The sequence below is a fragment of the Streptomyces sp. NPDC018019 genome (assembly GCF_044327805.1).
Classification (GTDB): domain Bacteria; phylum Actinomycetota; class Actinomycetes; order Streptomycetales; family Streptomycetaceae; genus Streptomyces.
In genome coordinates this window covers 21,015-35,851 of the sequence record NZ_JBIRGD010000002.1, presented here as the reverse complement: position 1 = coordinate 35,851, position 14,837 = coordinate 21,015, and the positions used below count along the sequence as shown (strand labels likewise).

Here is a 14,837-nt window from a genome sequence, read left to right as displayed (position 1 = left end):
GGTCAGCGCGCGCCGTAGAGCTCTCGCACCCGGGGCTTGCGCAGCTTCCCCGAGGCGGTGCGCGGCAACGCGTCCGCGATCACCAGTGACTTGGGGACCTTGTACTTGGCGAGACGCCCGGCGAGCGAGGCGAGCACCGCACCGGCGTCGAGCGCGGCGCCCTCACGGGCGACGACGACCGCGCGGGGCACCTGGCCCCAGGTGGGATCGGGGACGCCGATGACGGCGCACTCCGCGATGTCCGGGTGGGTGAGCAGCGCGGCTTCCACCTCTGCCGGGTAGACGTTCTCGCCGCCCGAGATGATCATGTCTTTGAGCCGGTCGACGATGGTGACATGACCGTCGGCGTCGATGCGCGCGGCATCCCCGGTGCGCAGCCAGCCGTCGGTGAGGACCTCGGCGCTCTCCTCGGGCAGACCCCAGTAGCCGGACATGACGTGCGGCCCCCGCACGATCACCTCGCCGGTTTCCTCCGGCTCGACCGCGGTCAGATCGGGACGGACGACACGTACGTCCGTGAAGAAGTGCGGCACGCCGGCCGACCCGGTCTTGGCCACGGCGTGCTCGGCGTCCAGGAACAGCACCCCGGGCGATGCCTCCGTCATGCCGTACCCCTGCTGGAAGGAGAGACCGCGCCGGTGGTACGCCGCGATGAGCCGGGACGGGACGGGCGCGCCGCCGCAGTTGAGGGTGCGCAGCGAGGAGAGATCGGCCCGCTCCCACCGCGCGCAGCGCGCCATCTGCTCGTACATGGTGGGCACCCCGAACATGAAGGTGACCCGCCGCCGTTCGACGAGGTCGAGCGCGGTGTCCGGGTCGAAGGACCCGACGAGGACGCAGGTGCCGCCCTTGAGCAGGACCGGCAGGGTGAGCATGTTGAGCCCGGCGGTGTGGAACAGCGGCGCGCACACCAGAGCCACCTCGCCCGCCGTCAGGTCGGTGTCCACCAGGACGTTGACGGCGTTCCAGAGGAGGTTGGCGTGGGTGAGCATGGCGCCCTTGGGGCGGCCGGTGGTGCCCGAGGTGTACATGATGAGGCACACGTCGTCGCCGGTGACGGTCGTGTCGATCCGGTCGACGGGCGCCGCGGCGATCAACTCCTCATACTGTTCGCCGACTTCGACGACCTCCGCGAGGTGCGGAGCTTCCCCGGGGCCGGGCACGAGCGGTTTCTGCGCGGCGGCGTGGACGAGGACCGACGCCCCCGCGTCGGCGAGCTGGTAGGAGATCTCGGGGGCGGCCAGGCGGGTGTTGAGCGGCACGAAGACCGCGCCCAGCAGACCCGCGGCGAAGAGGGTTTCGAGGTACGACGGGTGGTTCGGGCCGAGGTAGGCGATCCGGTCGCCGCGGCGCACCCCCAGCCCTCGGAGGGCGTGCGCGAGACGGGTGGTGCGCTCGTGCAGCGCGGCGTAGGTGAGCGCGGCGCCGTCGTGGAACAGGGCGGTGCGGTGGGGCGTCTTGCGGGCCCGGCGCGCGGGCCACGACCCGATTCCTTCGTTGCGCATGGCGGGTGCCCCTTCAGGCGCGGGTGAGGCCGAGCAGGCGGGCGGCGTTCTCCTTGAGGATCTTCGGCCTGACCTCGTCCTTGATGTCCAGCCGGGCGAAGTCGGCGAGCCAGCGGTCGGGGGTGAGGACCGGATAGTCGGAGCCGAACAGGACCTTGTCCTGGAGCAGGCTGTTGGCGTACTGCACGAGCTGCGGCGGGAAGTACTTCGGCGACCAGCCCGACAGATCGATGTGCACACCCGGCTTGTGCGTGGCCACCGCGAGGGCCTCGTCCTGCCAGGGAAAGGAGGGGTGCGCGAGGATGATCTTCAGATGGGGGAAGTCCGCGGCGACATCGTCGACGTACAAGGGGTTCGAGTACTTCAGCCGGATGCCGCCCCCGCCGGGCACACCCGCGCCGATGCCGGTCTGCCCGGTGTGGAACAGGGCGATGGCGCCGGTCTCCTCGATCACCTCGTACAGCCCGTACGCGAGGCGGTCGTTCGGGAAGAACCCCTGGAGGCTGGGGTGGAACTTGAAGCCCCGTACGCCGTGCTCCTCCACCAGGCGCCGCGCCCGCGCGACCGCCGCCCTGCCGCGGTGCGGGTCGAGCGAGGCGAAGGGGATGAGCACGTCCGGGTTGGCGGCGGCCGCCTCGGCGACCTCCTCGTTGGGCACGGGTTCGGTGCCGGTGGCGGACTCGGCGTCCACGGTGAAGACGACCGCGGCCATCTTCCGTTCGCGGTAGTAGGCCGCCATCTCCTCAAGCGTCGGCTTCCGGTCGCCCTCGACCTTGAAGTACGCGCCGGAGGCGGCGTACAGGGTCTCGTCCAGCGACGCCGTTCCCTTCGAGGACACCTCGGCGTGGGTGTGGACGTCGATCGCGGTCAGCTCGTCGAGGTTCACCGGGCCTCCGGGAGGCGGGGAGCAGGGATGCCGACGGTCTGCGGCTCGGCACCGAGGGTGGTGGGCCAGACCGCGGCGATGCCGTCGGGACTCCAGCCGCCGTCCGCGTACGCCGCTGTGACCTCCTGCGGGTGCGACCACAGCGTGAGCCGGTCGCCGCCGATGCCGACGCACTGGCCGGTCACGTCCCGGGCGGCGTCGGAGGCGAGGAACGGGACGAGCGCGGCGCAGTCCTCGGCGGTGCCGAAGCCCTCGCCCTTGCGCAGCGCGTCCGGCAGCGGCCGCCCCTGCTTCAGGGCCGCCACGTACGGCGCGAACGCGGGGATGGTCTCGGTCATCGCGGTCGCCGCGACCGGCACGATCGCGTTGACCGTGATCCGCGCCCTGGCCAGCTCCATCGACCAGGTGCGGGCCAGGGCGGCGATCCCGGCCTTGGCGGCGGCGTAGTTGGTCTGCCCGAAGTTGCCGCGCTGGCCCGCCGGCGAGCCGACGAGGATCAGGCTGCCGCCGTCGCCCTGCTCGCGCATGCGTACGGCGGCGGCTCGGGCGCAGGTGAAGGTGCCCCTCAGGTGGGTGGTCACGACGGCGTCGAAATCGTCGTCGGACATCTTCCACAGCACCCGGTCCCGCAGGATGCCGGCGTTGGTCACCATGACGTCGAGGCGCCCGAACTCCGCGACGGCACGGGCGACGAGCCGGTCGGCGGCCTCGCCCGTGCCGACCGCGACCGCCTCGGCCACGGCCCGGCCCCCCGCCTCGGTGAGGGTTTTCGCGGCGTGTCCGGCCGCCTCCTCGTCGATGTCGTTGACGACGACGGCGGCACCGGCCCGGGCGAGCGCGGCGGCGTAGGCCAGCCCCAGGCCGCGGCCGGAGCCGGTGACCACGGCGACCTTTCCGGTCAGGTCGACGGGGTGGGAAGCGGGGGTGTTCGAGGGTGAAGGGTTCGGCACTGCACGGTCCTTTCAGCAGGGACGGGGCGCGTGGAGATGAGGCGTCCGCGGGGGCTGTCGCACGCCGGGGCGTCTCGCGCTCGGCCGGCGCCGGACGACGTAATGGAAGCTAAGACCAATCATTGTTGTCGTCAATAGTTGTTGAGCGCGACGAGGGTGCGGCATGCTGGTACCGGCAGCGTCACCGCCCCGACCGAGGGGCCCGGACCAGGGAGCTCACCATCACCGCCCAGACAACCCCCGTACGAGCAGAGCCCGTTGACGCCGACGAGCCCTGGATGCGGGGCCTGCACTCCGACACCGGCTATCTGCTCTACCGGATCGGACTCCGCTCCGGGCAGCTGTTCAACGCGGCCCTCCAGGAGTCCGGCCTGCGGCTGCGCCACTACGCGCTGCTGCGCTACCTCGCCACCACCGAGGGCTCTTTGCAGCGTGAGCTCAGCGAACGCCTCGGGTACGACCCCAGTGCCATCGTCGGCCTCGTGGACGACCTCGAACGCAAGGAACTCGTCGAGCGGCGCCCCGCGCCCGGTGACCGGCGCAGCCGCGTCGTCGCCCTCACCCGGGCCGGCCAGACGTTCCTGAGGGACGCCGACGAGTCGAGCCGCCACGTCACCGACCAGCTGGCCGGCCCGTTGTCACCGCAGGAGCGCGAGACGCTGCACGCCCTGCTCCTGCGCATCGCCAATCCCGACGCGGGGGAGTAGCCGCAGCGTCGGCCGGTGTTCCGCGCGCCTTCCGCGGCTCGGCCGGTGCTGCCGGCCATGCCAGTACGTGTTGTTCAGCGTCCGGTAGCTGGTGACGGACAAACCGATGCTGAACAATGCGGGGCTTGGGGAGGTGAGGTGATGCCTCGCGCGGAGCGCCCTCTGGACCCGGGGGACAGCCCGCTGCTGCGGCTCGCCGCGGACCTGCGGCGGCTGCGGGCTCAGGCCGGCAGTCCCACGTACCGGGTGCTGGCGGAGCGCGCGCACTACTCGGCAGCGGCCCTGTCCGGAGCCGCCGCGGGGCGGCAACTGCCCAGCCTGGCGGTGGTGTCGGCGTATGTGCGCGCCTGTGGCGGCGACGCCCGGCAGTGGGAGCGGCGCTGGCGGGAGGTGGCGGCCGAACTCGCCGCCGAGGCGGCAGTGCCGGAGAGAGCTGGCGCGAAGGAGGGGGAGCGTGCGCCGTACGCGGGGCTGGCGGCCTTCCGGCCGCAGGACGCCGACTGGTTCTTCGGCCGCGAGCGCCTGGTCGGGGAATTGGCCACGCGCCTGGAAAGGCAGCGGTTCGTGGCTCTCTTCGGAGCCTCGGGAGCGGGCAAATCCTCGCTGTTGCGGGCGGGCCTCCTGCCGCGCCTGCGTACTCGGAACACACACCGCATCCCCTTGTTCTTCACGCCCGGGGGACATCCGCTGGAGGAATGCGCGATCCACCTGGCGCCGCACACAGGCCGCGCCCCGGGCCGGCTGCGCGGCGATCTCTTGGCCGACCACGCGGAACTGAACCGGGTACTGCGCCAGATCGCGGTCCTGACCTCGGACGACGCAGAGGTCGTCGTGGTGGTGGACCAGTTCGAGGAAGTCTTCACCGTCTGCGGAAGCGAGCGGGAGCGTACGGCCTTCGTCACCGCGCTGGTCACCGCGGCACAGGCCCCCAACAGCCGCTGCCGGGTGGTGCTGGGCGTACGCGCCGACTTCTACCCGCACTGCACCCAGCACGCGCAGCTGGTGGAGGCGTTGCGTGACGCGCAGGTCACGCTGGGGCCGATGACCAGCTGCGAGCTGCACCGGGCCATCGTCCAGCCGGCCGTCCGCGCCGGGTGCCGGGTGGAGGGAGCGCTCCTGGCGGCGCTGACCGCGCAGGTCCACGGGCAGGTGGGCATGCTACCGCTGCTGTCCCACGCTCTGCTGGAGACCTGGCGACGCCGGCAGGGCACCACGCTGACGCTAGCCGGCTTCCACGCGGTCGGCGGGCTCGACGGCGCTCTCTCGCAAAGCGCGGAGGCCTTCTACACAGCCCTCACCGACCGCCAACAGGGCCTGGCCCGCCACCTGTTCCTACGGATGACCGCTCTGGGCGAGGGCACCGAGGACACCAAACGCCGTATCCCGCGCGGTGAACTCGACGAAACCGCGGACCTCACGGCCGTCCTGGACCGTGCGGCCCGCGCCCGGCTGCTCACCCTGGACCGCGGCCACGTGGAGATCACCCACGAGGCACTGATCCGCAGCTGGCCCCGTCTGCGCCGGTGGCTGGCCGAGGACCGCGACCGGCTGCGCCTGCACCGCCAGCTCACCGAGGCCGCCCAGGAATGGGAGGCGCTCGGCCGCGACCCCGGCGCCCTGTACCGGGGCACCCGTCTCGCCCTGGCCAAGGGCCTCCTGCAACAGGACGAGACCACCCTGACCGCACGCGAGCGGGCGTTCTTGGACGCCGGTCTGGCCGCCGAGGCCGCGGAGCACGCAGCGGTCCGCCGCCGCGCCCGCCGGCTGCGCCGACTGGTCGCGCTGCTCGCCGTGTCCGTGGTGCTGTCCGCCGCCGCCGCGCTCTACACGGTGGGCGCCGAACGCCGGGCGACCGAGGAGCGCAACAGTGCGCTGGCCCGCAAGGCGGTGGCCCAGGCCGCCGCTCTCCAGGTGCGGGACCCGGCCCTGGCGGCGCAGCTACGGCTCGCCGCCCACCGGCTGGCACCCCAGGCCGAGACGCGCGACAGTGTGCTCAGCACCTCCTCCCAGCCGTACACGGCCCGGCTGACCGGGCACCACCGCGGCACCACCCACGCGGCCTTCCGACCCGACGGCACCGTGGTCGCGACCACCAGCATGGACCGGACCATCAAGCTGTGGGACGTCAGGGACCGGCACCGCCCCCGGGAACTGTCGACCCTGAGAGGGCACACCGCCACCGTCCAGGCCGCCGCCTTCCGCGCGGACGGCCGCCTACTGGCCACCGTCGGCTGGGACCGGACGATCCGTCTGTGGGACGTCACCGACCCGGAACGGCCCCGTCGGCTGTCCGCCGTCACGGGCCACTCGGCGGACATCAGCGCGCTGGCCTTCCACCCCACGGGCTCGGTGCTGGCCACAGGAGGCCAGGACGGGACGGCCCGGCTCTGGGACGTGGCCGATCCCCGCAGGCCCCGCGCGCTGGCCGTACTGAGAAACCATCGCGACAACGTCAGTTCCGTGGCCTTCAGCCCTGACGGCACGACGCTCGCCTCGGCCGACTACGACGCCACGACCCACCTGTGGGACGTCGCACGCCCCGCTGACCCCCGTCACCTCACCACCCTGACGTCGGCGGGCTATGCGACGGCCTTCAGCCCCGACGGCAAGACGCTGGCCACCGCCGGGAGCGGCCGGACCATCCAGCTGTGGGACCTCCCGCCGCGCCGGCCGCCCCGCCCGCGTACCGCGTCGCTCGCCGGCCACACCGACGTCATCAACGCGCTCGCGTTCAGCCCCGACAGCGCTACGTTGGCCAGCGCCAGCACGGACGACACGACACGGATCTGGCTCACCGCCGGGCCGGGCGGCCCCCCGACGCCGCTGACCGTCCTCACCGGTCACACCGACATGGTCTCCTCGGCCGCGTTCAGCCCGGACGGCACCACGCTGGCCACCGCCAGTGACGACTACAGCGTCCGCCTGGAGGACCTGCGCGCCCTGACCGCACGCCACACCGGGATCGTCTACAGCGTGGCCTTCAGCCCCGACGGACGGATTCTGGCGACCGGGAGCGCCGACCGCACGGTCCGGCTCTGGAACGTCACCGATCCCGCCGCGCCCTCCCGCATCGCCACCCTCACCGGCGATGGTGAGGCCGTCCATACGGTGGCGTTCAGCCCCGACGGCCGGATGCTCGCCACAGGCGGCGCGGCGCACACCATTCAGCTATGGGACATCAGTGACCCCCGCCGCCCCGAGCGCATCGCTACCCTCCCCGGACCCGCCGGTACACCTGGAGGCCCGGGTTCCGGTGTCATGTCGGTCGCCTTCCACCCCCGGGGCCACCTCCTGGCCAGTGCCGGCACGGACCAGACCATCCGCCTGTGGGACCTCACCCACCCGGCACGGGCCCGCCGCCTGGCCGCCATCCCCAGCCGCACCGGTTCCCTCATGGCGGTGAGCTTCCACCCCGGCGGTACGGTCCTGGCCGCCAGCGGCGTCGACCCCACCGTCCGGCTCTGGAACGTCACCGACCCCCGGAACCCCAAGAAGCTGCGCAGCATGACCGGCCACACCGACATCACCGGACTGGCCTTCGTCGCACACGGCGACCTCATGGTGAGCTACAGCGCGGACCGCACCGTCAGACTGCGCACCGTGACCCCGGCAGGATCGGCCCGCGAGCTGTCGGTGCTGCGCGCGCACACCGCCACCCTCCAGGACGCCGCCTTCACCCCCGATGGCAGCAGCCTCGCCAGCGCGGGCAACGACCAGATCGTCCGTCTATGGGATACCGCCGACCCACGGCACCCCACGGAGGCAGCGCGGCTCACCGGGCACACCGCCAAGATCTACTCGGTGGCCTTCCACCCCCGCGGGACCGCCCTCGCCACCACGGACGCAGACGGCTCCGTCCGGCTGTGGGACACCGACCTCGACCGCGTCACCGCCCGTATCTGCCGTACCGTCCACCCGGTCATCACCCGTGCCCAGTGGGACCAGTACTTCCCTGGGGTCGCCTACACACCACCGTGCACGGAACCTGCCACCGGCCACCGGGACCAGGGCTGACCCACGGCATCCCCTTTCGCGGCCCGCTCGCCTCATTGTTCGGTGTGTGTTTGTTGAGTACGGCGCCCTGACCCTGAACAACGCGTCTCCGGTATACCCGGCACACACGAAGCGCCCATCGGCGGCTGCGCAGGCGAGAACTGGTCGGGACGCGGCAGACGACGGTGCGCCACTGTCCTGGCCCGGGCGACGGTACGGCCCGGCCCGGGAGAGGGGCCGGGCCGGCAGGAGCCCGGCCCACCAGGAATGTGTCGTTCTTCCACACGGGAAAGGACTGTCCTTCCATGCGCTCTCTCAGACGCACCGCGGCCGTCGTCGCGGCCGTGGCATTCCCCGGGGCGGCGCTGACCGCCACGGCGAACGCCGCCGAGACGGCACCCGCCTCGCCCCGTACGGCCATCGCCTCAACAGCCGCCGTGCCGGCAACAGCGCCGACGACACCCCCGGGCCCTCGGACCCCGGGCCCCCGGTCCGAGGTGCCCCGGCCCAAGATGTCCGCCAAGGACTGCCTGACCGTCCTCGACCCGGTCCAGCCAGGACAACGGTTCTCCCGCGTCGTCTCGCGCACCTGCGGACAGCGCGCCGAGAAGCCGCTGGCCGAGGCCCAGCAGGCCCGTACTCTGCTGCTGAAGGTCTACGAGCACGAGCAACTGCGCGGCAACTGGGAGGTCTACAGCAGCAGCGACGGCTCCTGCGACGCCAGCGGATACGGCATCCGGGACCTGGGCTACACCGCCAGCACGACGACGACCTCCTTCGTCATGTACAACAACTGCACACAGGTCACGGCCTACCAGGCCACCGACTTCCGCGGCCTGTCCGAGGACTACTACGGCGACCGGGTCGTCAACGTCGGGCTGAAGATGAACGACAGGATCTCCTCCGTCCGGCTGAAGGACGCGCCGCGCAGACTGCCGCCGGGCGAGACCGTCGCGGTGGCCATGGGCGACAGCTACATCTCCGGCGAGGGCGGCCGTTGGCACGGCAACTCGCCCACCGGGGACCTGACGCGCAACGAGTCCGACCGGGCGGCCACCTGCACCGTGCTGTCCTGCGACTACGACCCGGCCAGGATCTACGGCGGCACCACCGCCGACGGCGGCAACGGGTGCCACCGCTCCGACACCGCCGAGATCGAAGCCAGGAGTTCCGGTCTCCCGGTCACCACGCGCATCAACCTGGCCTGTTCCGGCGCCGAGACCACCCACGTACGCAACACGTCCTTCAAAGGAGAACCGCCGCAGGTCGAACAGCTCGCCAATATCGCCGCCCAGGCCCAGGTGAAGTACATCGTGCTGTCCATCGGCGGCAACGACCTGGACTTCACCGGCATCATCACGGACTGCGTGACGCGCTACATGACCGGACAAGGTCCGTGCAACGGCCTGCACCAGCCGAATATCGACCGCAAACTCGCCGGCGTACGGGACGGTATCGCCGCGACCATCGCCGACATCCGCACCGTGATGGGGACCCAGAGCGGCTACCGGATCATTCTGCAGTCCTACCCCTCGCCCCTGCCGCGCGGCAGCGAATCCCGCTTCCCCGCTCCTCCCGGCTCGCTCCGGCGCGGCTGTCCGTTCTACGGCGCCGACGAGGACTGGGCCCGCGACCGGCTGATCCCGCAGATATCAGAGAGCCTGCGGCAGGTCGCCCGGGAGAACAACGTGGAATTCCTCGACCTGCGCGATGCCCTGGAGCGCCGGGAGGTGTGCGGACGGGACACCCGCCAGGCCGACGAGCAGCGACCCGGCGACACCGTCAGTGAATGGGCCCGCGACATTTCCTTCTTCCAGGGGCACGTCCAGGAAGACGCGCACCCCAACGCCTACGGTCAGGCCGCGCTCGGCAATTGCCTGCAGAAGATGGCGGTCCTGTCGCCCGGTTTCTACGGATGCGACAACGGCGGTCCGGGCGCGTCCGCGTCCGCGATGACCGTACGGCCGATACCGCAGGCGAGGGTCCGCGAGTAACGCTTCGCGAGTCCACCGCGCCCCTTGCGCCCGGGCCCCGGCCCGGGCGCAAGGAATTTCTCGAAACCGTCGTGGCTTCCTACTTGCAGTAGGTGACCCCGGTGACACTCGTAGGTTCCGGTGGATAGGAGCCTGCGGGGAAATACCAGCCCTCGGTGTGGCCGGGTGCGATGTACTGGCAGACCCGGACGTAGGTGTAGGTGTTTCCCTTGCCGTTCGAGAAGACCGGGGTCTCGCTCAGGCCGTGATTGTCCGCCCAGCAGTTGTTCCAGTAGACCCAGGCCGGGGCACCGGTACCTCCCGGCTGATCGACCGAAAGACCGCAGGGGCGTTTCCCGGCCTGCACCTCGGCCGCGGTGAGCGTTCGGGGCTGTGGCGCGGTCTTCTGCGCACCGTCACCGGCCCGGCCGGCTGCGGGCACCGCGACGGCGACGACCAGGACGGCCGCTGCCGCGACCCCGGTCCTGACGAATCTCATGAAGCCCTCCCCAACATCGCCGGAGGAGCGGCGCACCGATACCCGCCGCACACCGCCCCGATCGGTTCCTCGCCGCGTCACCGCGACGAGGCGGCCTGTCGAGGGTCCGGTATAGCCGCGACGCGTTGTTCAGTGTCAGGACGCCGCGCTGAACAAACACACGCCGAACAACCGGCCGAGTCACAGGGGTGCGGGAGCCGCGGCCCGGGTCGGGCCCGCCCGTCGTGAACGGGCCCGGACCGGTGGTCCGCCGGTCTTCGACGCGGTCGGCACCGCGCCGCCTCCTCACCGCGCGTGAAGCGCCCACTTGCTGCCGTCGACGAGCTCCGTTCCCGGCAGTGCGATGAGTTCGGGCTTGAACAGCGGTGGCGCGTCCATCGCGGGTTCCCAGGTCGCCAGCTTCTCGTCCTGCGGGACCTCGATCCGCCTGCCCTCGGCGAGGTCGGCGACCACCCGTACCAGCAGCCGTACGCCGAGCGGGGCCAGGTGCTCGCGCCACAGGCTCTGTACGGTCGCGCCCGGGGGAACGAACAGGTGCTCCTGCGCGGCGATCGGGCCGGCGTCGGTACGTTCGGTGAGGTGGTAGACGCTCCCGCCGGTCACCTTGTCACCGTCGCGGATCGTCCATCGGATCGCGTCCCGGCCGCGGTGCAGCGGCAGCAGGCTGGGGTGGTAGCCGATGGCCGCGACGGTGGCCCTGGCGCGCGTCCGGCGGCCGATGAAGGCGTGCGAATGCGCGGCGACGATGACGTCCACGCCGTCCGGGACGTGCATCGCGCGCAGCTCGGCCGAATCCGTCCAGGGGACGTCCCGGGGGAACGCCCAGGAGCGCAGGCGGTCCCAGGACATCGCGTTGCCCTCGTCGGAGTGCCCCTTGCGCAACCGGGGAGCGGCCACGCCCGCGATCTTGTGTCCTTCGTCCCACAGGGCGTCCGCGACCTGCACCGCGAATGCCCCTTGTCCTGATATGTAGATGTTCACTCGCGCTCCCGGCAGTCGCTGGTCGGGTATCTGTTCGGTACGGGTGGAGGGCGCCACACCGCGGCACCGGAACAGCCGGAGGCCGCTCCGGTGCCCGGCACCGGCACCTTCTTGCCTGCGGTTCGTCGCCGCCCGGTGCGGCCGGGCCCACGGGCAGGCCCTCGGCTCGGCGGCCGGTCCGGCCAAGGCCGGTATGCGGGTGGGCGGTCGGTCACGTGGCTGGTCGGGTTACGCGGCGAGTCGGGCCGTCGGCGTCATGAGGTGCTGTGCGACGCGGGCGGGGGCGCCGTCCCGGCCGCTCATCGGTCGGTCTCCTTCATCCCGGAGGGGTCGGGCCGGAACCGCACCGGCAGGGTGGACAACCCGGTCAGGAAGTTGGACCGGATGCGCAGCGCCTCACCGGTCTGCTCGAACCCGGTCGTGAAGTCCCGCAATGCCATGAGCAGTTCGGAGATCTCCACCTTGGCCAGGTACGAGCCGATGCAGAAGTGCGGGCCGTAGCCGAAGGCGAGGTGCTTGTTGGGGGTGCGGCCGAGGTCGAACGTCCCGGGCCGGTCGAAGATCCGCTCGTCCCGGTTGCCGGAGGCGTGCCAGAGGGTGACGATCTCGCCCGGCCGCAGCGGTACGCCGTGCAGCTCGGTCTCGCGGACGACCGTGCGCCCGAAGTGCATGGTGGGCGACGCCCAGCGCAGCACCTCGTCCACCGCGGTGTCGATCGTGACCTCACCGTGCTTGAGCCGCCGCCACTGCTCGGGCTGCGCCGCGAGCGTGTGGACACAGTCGATCATCGTCAGCCGGCTGGTCTCGTCACCGCCGACGATCAGGCTGTAGCAGTTGAGCACGATGTCCTCGTCGGACAGCGGCACACCGTCGATGGAGCTGCCGACCAGCATGCTGATCACGTCGTCGCCCGGCGCCGCACGCCGCTCCTCGACCATGTCCATGAAGTACAGCAGGATCTCGTTGCGGGCCATCTCGGAGTCGACCTCGTCGACGTCCTCGTCGTCCGTCGAGAGCGCCGTCTTGGTCAGGCCGAGCAGGAAGTCCCGGTCCTCCTCGGGCACGCCGAGAAGATTCGAGATGGTGGTCATCGGAATCCGGCTGGCGATCCGCTCGGCGAAGTCGCAGCCGCCCGACTCGACCGCCTCGCGGATCCACTGCCGGGTGTTGGCCCGCACCGCCGCCGCCACCTCGCGGAGCACCCTCGGCGAGAGCACCCGCTGGAGGATCTTGCGGAGCTCGTGGTGCCGGTGCCCGTCGGTGACGGCCAGCATCCGGCCGGCCCCGGCGTCGCCACCGCTCAGCAGCGTGACCAGCACGTTGCCGCGCTCGGACGTGAAGTGCTCGTCGTCCCGGTAGGTGGCCATGATGTCGTCGTAACGGGAGAGCACCCAGAACCCCCGGCGGCCGTCGGCCGGCGGGTTCCAGTACACGGGGGCGGTGTCCCGCAGGGTGCGCCAGAACGCGTCGAGATCGTGGCGCGCGAACGTGTTCGGGTCGCCCAGGTCCAGGGTGTCCAGTGCCGGTGTGCTCACGGTCACCAGTCCGTACGCCAGAACCGGCGCGGCTGGAACGGGTAGGTGGGCAGCGGCACGCGGTGGCTGGCCTCCCCGCGGTGCAGCGAGCCGAAGTCCACCCGCTGGCCGTTCACCCAGGCGGCGGCCAGCTCGGACAGCGCCTGTGCGTCCGTTCCGTTCTGCACGATGCCGTTGTCGTTGCGCTGGAAGGACTCCACGTCCACCTGCGGCGCGTTGCCGGTCGTGACGGCCAGGCCGCGGGAGGGCCCGTCGGACAGCGCTTCGATCAGCTCCGCACGGCTGCGGACCACGGCGGCCCACCGGCGGTCCATCACCTTGCGGCCCATGGTGAGGCTGAAGCAGATGTCGTCCAGGCGCAGGCCGGGGTTGGCGGTCAGCCAGTCCTTCAGCCGCGCGCGCTGGCGGGCCAGCGCCTCGTCGTCCAGAGCGGAGAGCGTGGCCAGGCGCGGTGTGCCGACGGCCTCGGGGGCGCGCTCGGCGACGGCCGGCGGCTCCTCCAGCACCAGGTGCGCGTTGTAGCCACCGCCGCCGATCGAGGTGATGCCCGCGCGGCGGATGCCGGACTCCGTCTCCCAGTCCGCCGTCTCCAGCTGCGGCACGAACGGGGTGCTCGGCAGGTCGAGGTCCGCGTTGACCTCGGTCAGGTTGATCGTCGCCGGCAGCGTCTTGTGGTACAGCGACATCGCGGCCTTGATCGCGCCGAAGCCGCCGGAGACCACGCCGCCGTGGCCCACGTTGCCCTTGACGCCGCCGATCGAGGTGGTGGTGGTCTGCTTGCCGAACGCCATGCTCGCCGCGTGCACTTCGAGCTCGTCGGTCATCGGCATGCCGAGTCCGTTGGCCTCGTACATGGAGACGGTGTCCGGGGTGACACCGCCGACCTCCATGGCGTTGGCGATGCACGCGCTCATCCGCTCGGGCTGGGCCAGACCGTAGGCCATCACACTGATGCCGTTGTTGTTGACGGCCGAGCCCTTGACCACGGCGTAGATGTGGTCGCGGTCGGCGACGGCCTGGCCGAGCGGCTTGAGCAGCACCGTGACGACGCCGCTGGAGAGCGCGGTGCCGGTTCCGTTGGCGTCGAACGGGCGGCAGTGGCCGTCCTTCGACAGGATGCGGTTCTCCTCCCACAGGTGACCGCGGGGATGCGGCAGGCGGACCATCGAGCCGCCGGCGATCGCCATGTCGGTCTGGCCGAGCAGCAGCGACTGGCAGGCCAGGTGCACCGCGTAGTGGAAGCCCGCGCAGACCGCGGCGACGGTGACGGCCTCACCGGTCAGGCCCATGTAGTACAGGGCGTTGGACGTCATGGTGTCCGGCGACCAGGCGAGGCTCGCCTCGATCGCCTCGGGGCCGACCGACACGCGGTCCGGCGGAGAGCTGTACAGGGCGGCGGTCTGCGGGTTGTTGGCGCCGTACATGCCGATCTCGGCATTGATCCGGTCCGGGTCGTAGCCGCCGTCCTCGAGCGTCTCCCACGCGCTCTCCAGGAAGAGCCGGTTCTCGGGGGTCATCGCGGCCGCCATCCGGTCGCTGATACCGAACACCGACGGGTCGAACTTGTCGTACGTGTCGAGGACGCCGCAGGCCCGCACGTAGAACGGGCTGTGGATCAGGGTCTCGTCGACGTGGATGTCGTCCTTCTCCAGGAACGACACCGTTTCCCTGCCGTGCACGAGGTTGTCCCAGAACTGCTCCTTGGTACGGGCGCCGGGCGCCCGCAGGGACATGCCGATGACGGCCACATCGCCCGGGTCGTAGTCCTGCTCGGGACTTTCGGTCATGGAAAGGCTCCTGCTTCGGGT

General features: G+C 71.5%; 10 protein-coding genes. 3 read left to right on the top strand and 7 right to left on the bottom strand.

Translation table 11 applies throughout. The annotated features are described in order from the left end of the window. Positions 1 to 2: 2 nt before the first annotated feature. Genes ACH4FX_RS03470 through ACH4FX_RS03460 form a run of 3 tightly spaced genes read right to left on the bottom strand, consistent with a single transcriptional unit; the run spans position 3 to position 3,341 of the window. Complete coding sequence (locus ACH4FX_RS03470) at positions 3 to 1,505, bottom strand: long-chain fatty acid--CoA ligase (protein WP_398474680.1); 1,503 nt, start codon at positions 1,503 to 1,505, stop codon at positions 3 to 5. A 13-nt stretch (positions 1,506 to 1,518) separates the two neighbouring features. Further along, complete coding sequence (locus ACH4FX_RS03465) at positions 1,519 to 2,391, bottom strand: amidohydrolase family protein (RefSeq protein ID WP_398474678.1); 873 nt, start codon at positions 2,389 to 2,391, stop codon at positions 1,519 to 1,521. After that, positions 2,388 to 3,341: an SDR family NAD(P)-dependent oxidoreductase gene (locus tag ACH4FX_RS03460; protein WP_398474677.1), complete on the bottom strand. Its 954-nt coding sequence runs from the start codon at positions 3,339 to 3,341 to the stop codon at positions 2,388 to 2,390. The genes ACH4FX_RS03465 and ACH4FX_RS03460 overlap by 4 nt, the downstream gene beginning before the upstream one ends. Positions 3,342 to 3,619: 278 nt before the next feature. On the opposite strand from ACH4FX_RS03460, the gene ACH4FX_RS03455 reads away from it, so the two are divergent. The 3 genes from ACH4FX_RS03455 (at position 3,620) to ACH4FX_RS03445 (ending at position 10,035) form a co-directional block, all read left to right on the top strand. After that, on the top strand, positions 3,620 to 4,048 hold the full coding sequence (locus tag ACH4FX_RS03455; protein ID WP_398474675.1) for a MarR family winged helix-turn-helix transcriptional regulator: 429 nt from the start codon (positions 3,620 to 3,622) through the stop codon (positions 4,046 to 4,048). 141 nt (positions 4,049 to 4,189) lie between these two features. Then, positions 4,190 to 8,062 (top strand): hypothetical protein, encoded by a 3,873-nt coding sequence (locus tag ACH4FX_RS03450; RefSeq protein WP_398474673.1) that lies wholly within the window; start codon positions 4,190 to 4,192, stop codon positions 8,060 to 8,062. A gap of 284 nt (positions 8,063 to 8,346) precedes the next feature. After that, positions 8,347 to 10,035, top strand: a complete 1,689-nt coding sequence (locus ACH4FX_RS03445; protein ID WP_398474671.1) for a GDSL-type esterase/lipase family protein — start codon at positions 8,347 to 8,349, stop codon at positions 10,033 to 10,035. A gap of 79 nt (positions 10,036 to 10,114) precedes the next feature. Here ACH4FX_RS03445 and ACH4FX_RS03440 read toward each other — a convergent pair whose 3' ends face one another. The 4 genes from ACH4FX_RS03440 to ACH4FX_RS03425 all read right to left on the bottom strand — a co-directional run bounded on the left by ACH4FX_RS03440 (position 10,115) and on the right by ACH4FX_RS03425 (position 14,816). Further along, positions 10,115 to 10,513 carry a hypothetical protein gene (locus ACH4FX_RS03440; protein ID WP_398474669.1) on the bottom strand — a complete coding sequence of 133 codons (399 nt, stop codon included), beginning with the start codon at positions 10,511 to 10,513 and terminating at the stop codon, positions 10,115 to 10,117. Positions 10,514 to 10,798: 285 nt separating this feature from the next. Further along, positions 10,799 to 11,494: a formyltransferase family protein gene (locus tag ACH4FX_RS03435; RefSeq protein WP_398474667.1), complete on the bottom strand. Its 696-nt coding sequence runs from the start codon at positions 11,492 to 11,494 to the stop codon at positions 10,799 to 10,801. A gap of 299 nt (positions 11,495 to 11,793) precedes the next feature. Next, positions 11,794 to 13,035 carry a cytochrome P450 gene (locus ACH4FX_RS03430; RefSeq protein ID WP_398474665.1) on the bottom strand — a complete coding sequence of 414 codons (1,242 nt, stop codon included), beginning with the start codon at positions 13,033 to 13,035 and terminating at the stop codon, positions 11,794 to 11,796. Further along, positions 13,032 to 14,816, bottom strand: coding sequence for a beta-ketoacyl synthase N-terminal-like domain-containing protein (locus ACH4FX_RS03425; protein ID WP_398474663.1), 1,785 nt, complete (start codon positions 14,814 to 14,816; stop codon positions 13,032 to 13,034). The genes ACH4FX_RS03430 and ACH4FX_RS03425 overlap by 4 nt, the downstream gene beginning before the upstream one ends. Between the last annotated feature and the right edge of the window lie 21 nt (positions 14,817 to 14,837).

Coding starts and splice junctions, on each gene's coding strand:
- ACH4FX_RS03470 (WP_398474680.1), bottom strand. CDS start 1,505: ATGCGCAACGAAGGAATCGGGTCGTGGCCCGCGCGCCGGGCCCGCAAG.
- ACH4FX_RS03455 (WP_398474675.1), top strand. CDS start 3,620: ATGCGGGGCCTGCACTCCGACACCGGCTATCTGCTCTACCGGATCGGA.
- ACH4FX_RS03450 (WP_398474673.1), top strand. CDS start 4,190: ATGCCTCGCGCGGAGCGCCCTCTGGACCCGGGGGACAGCCCGCTGCTG.
- ACH4FX_RS03445 (WP_398474671.1), top strand. CDS start 8,347: ATGCGCTCTCTCAGACGCACCGCGGCCGTCGTCGCGGCCGTGGCATTC.
- ACH4FX_RS03440 (WP_398474669.1), bottom strand. CDS start 10,513: ATGAGATTCGTCAGGACCGGGGTCGCGGCAGCGGCCGTCCTGGTCGTC.
- ACH4FX_RS03425 (WP_398474663.1), bottom strand. CDS start 14,816: ATGACCGAAAGTCCCGAGCAGGACTACGACCCGGGCGATGTGGCCGTC.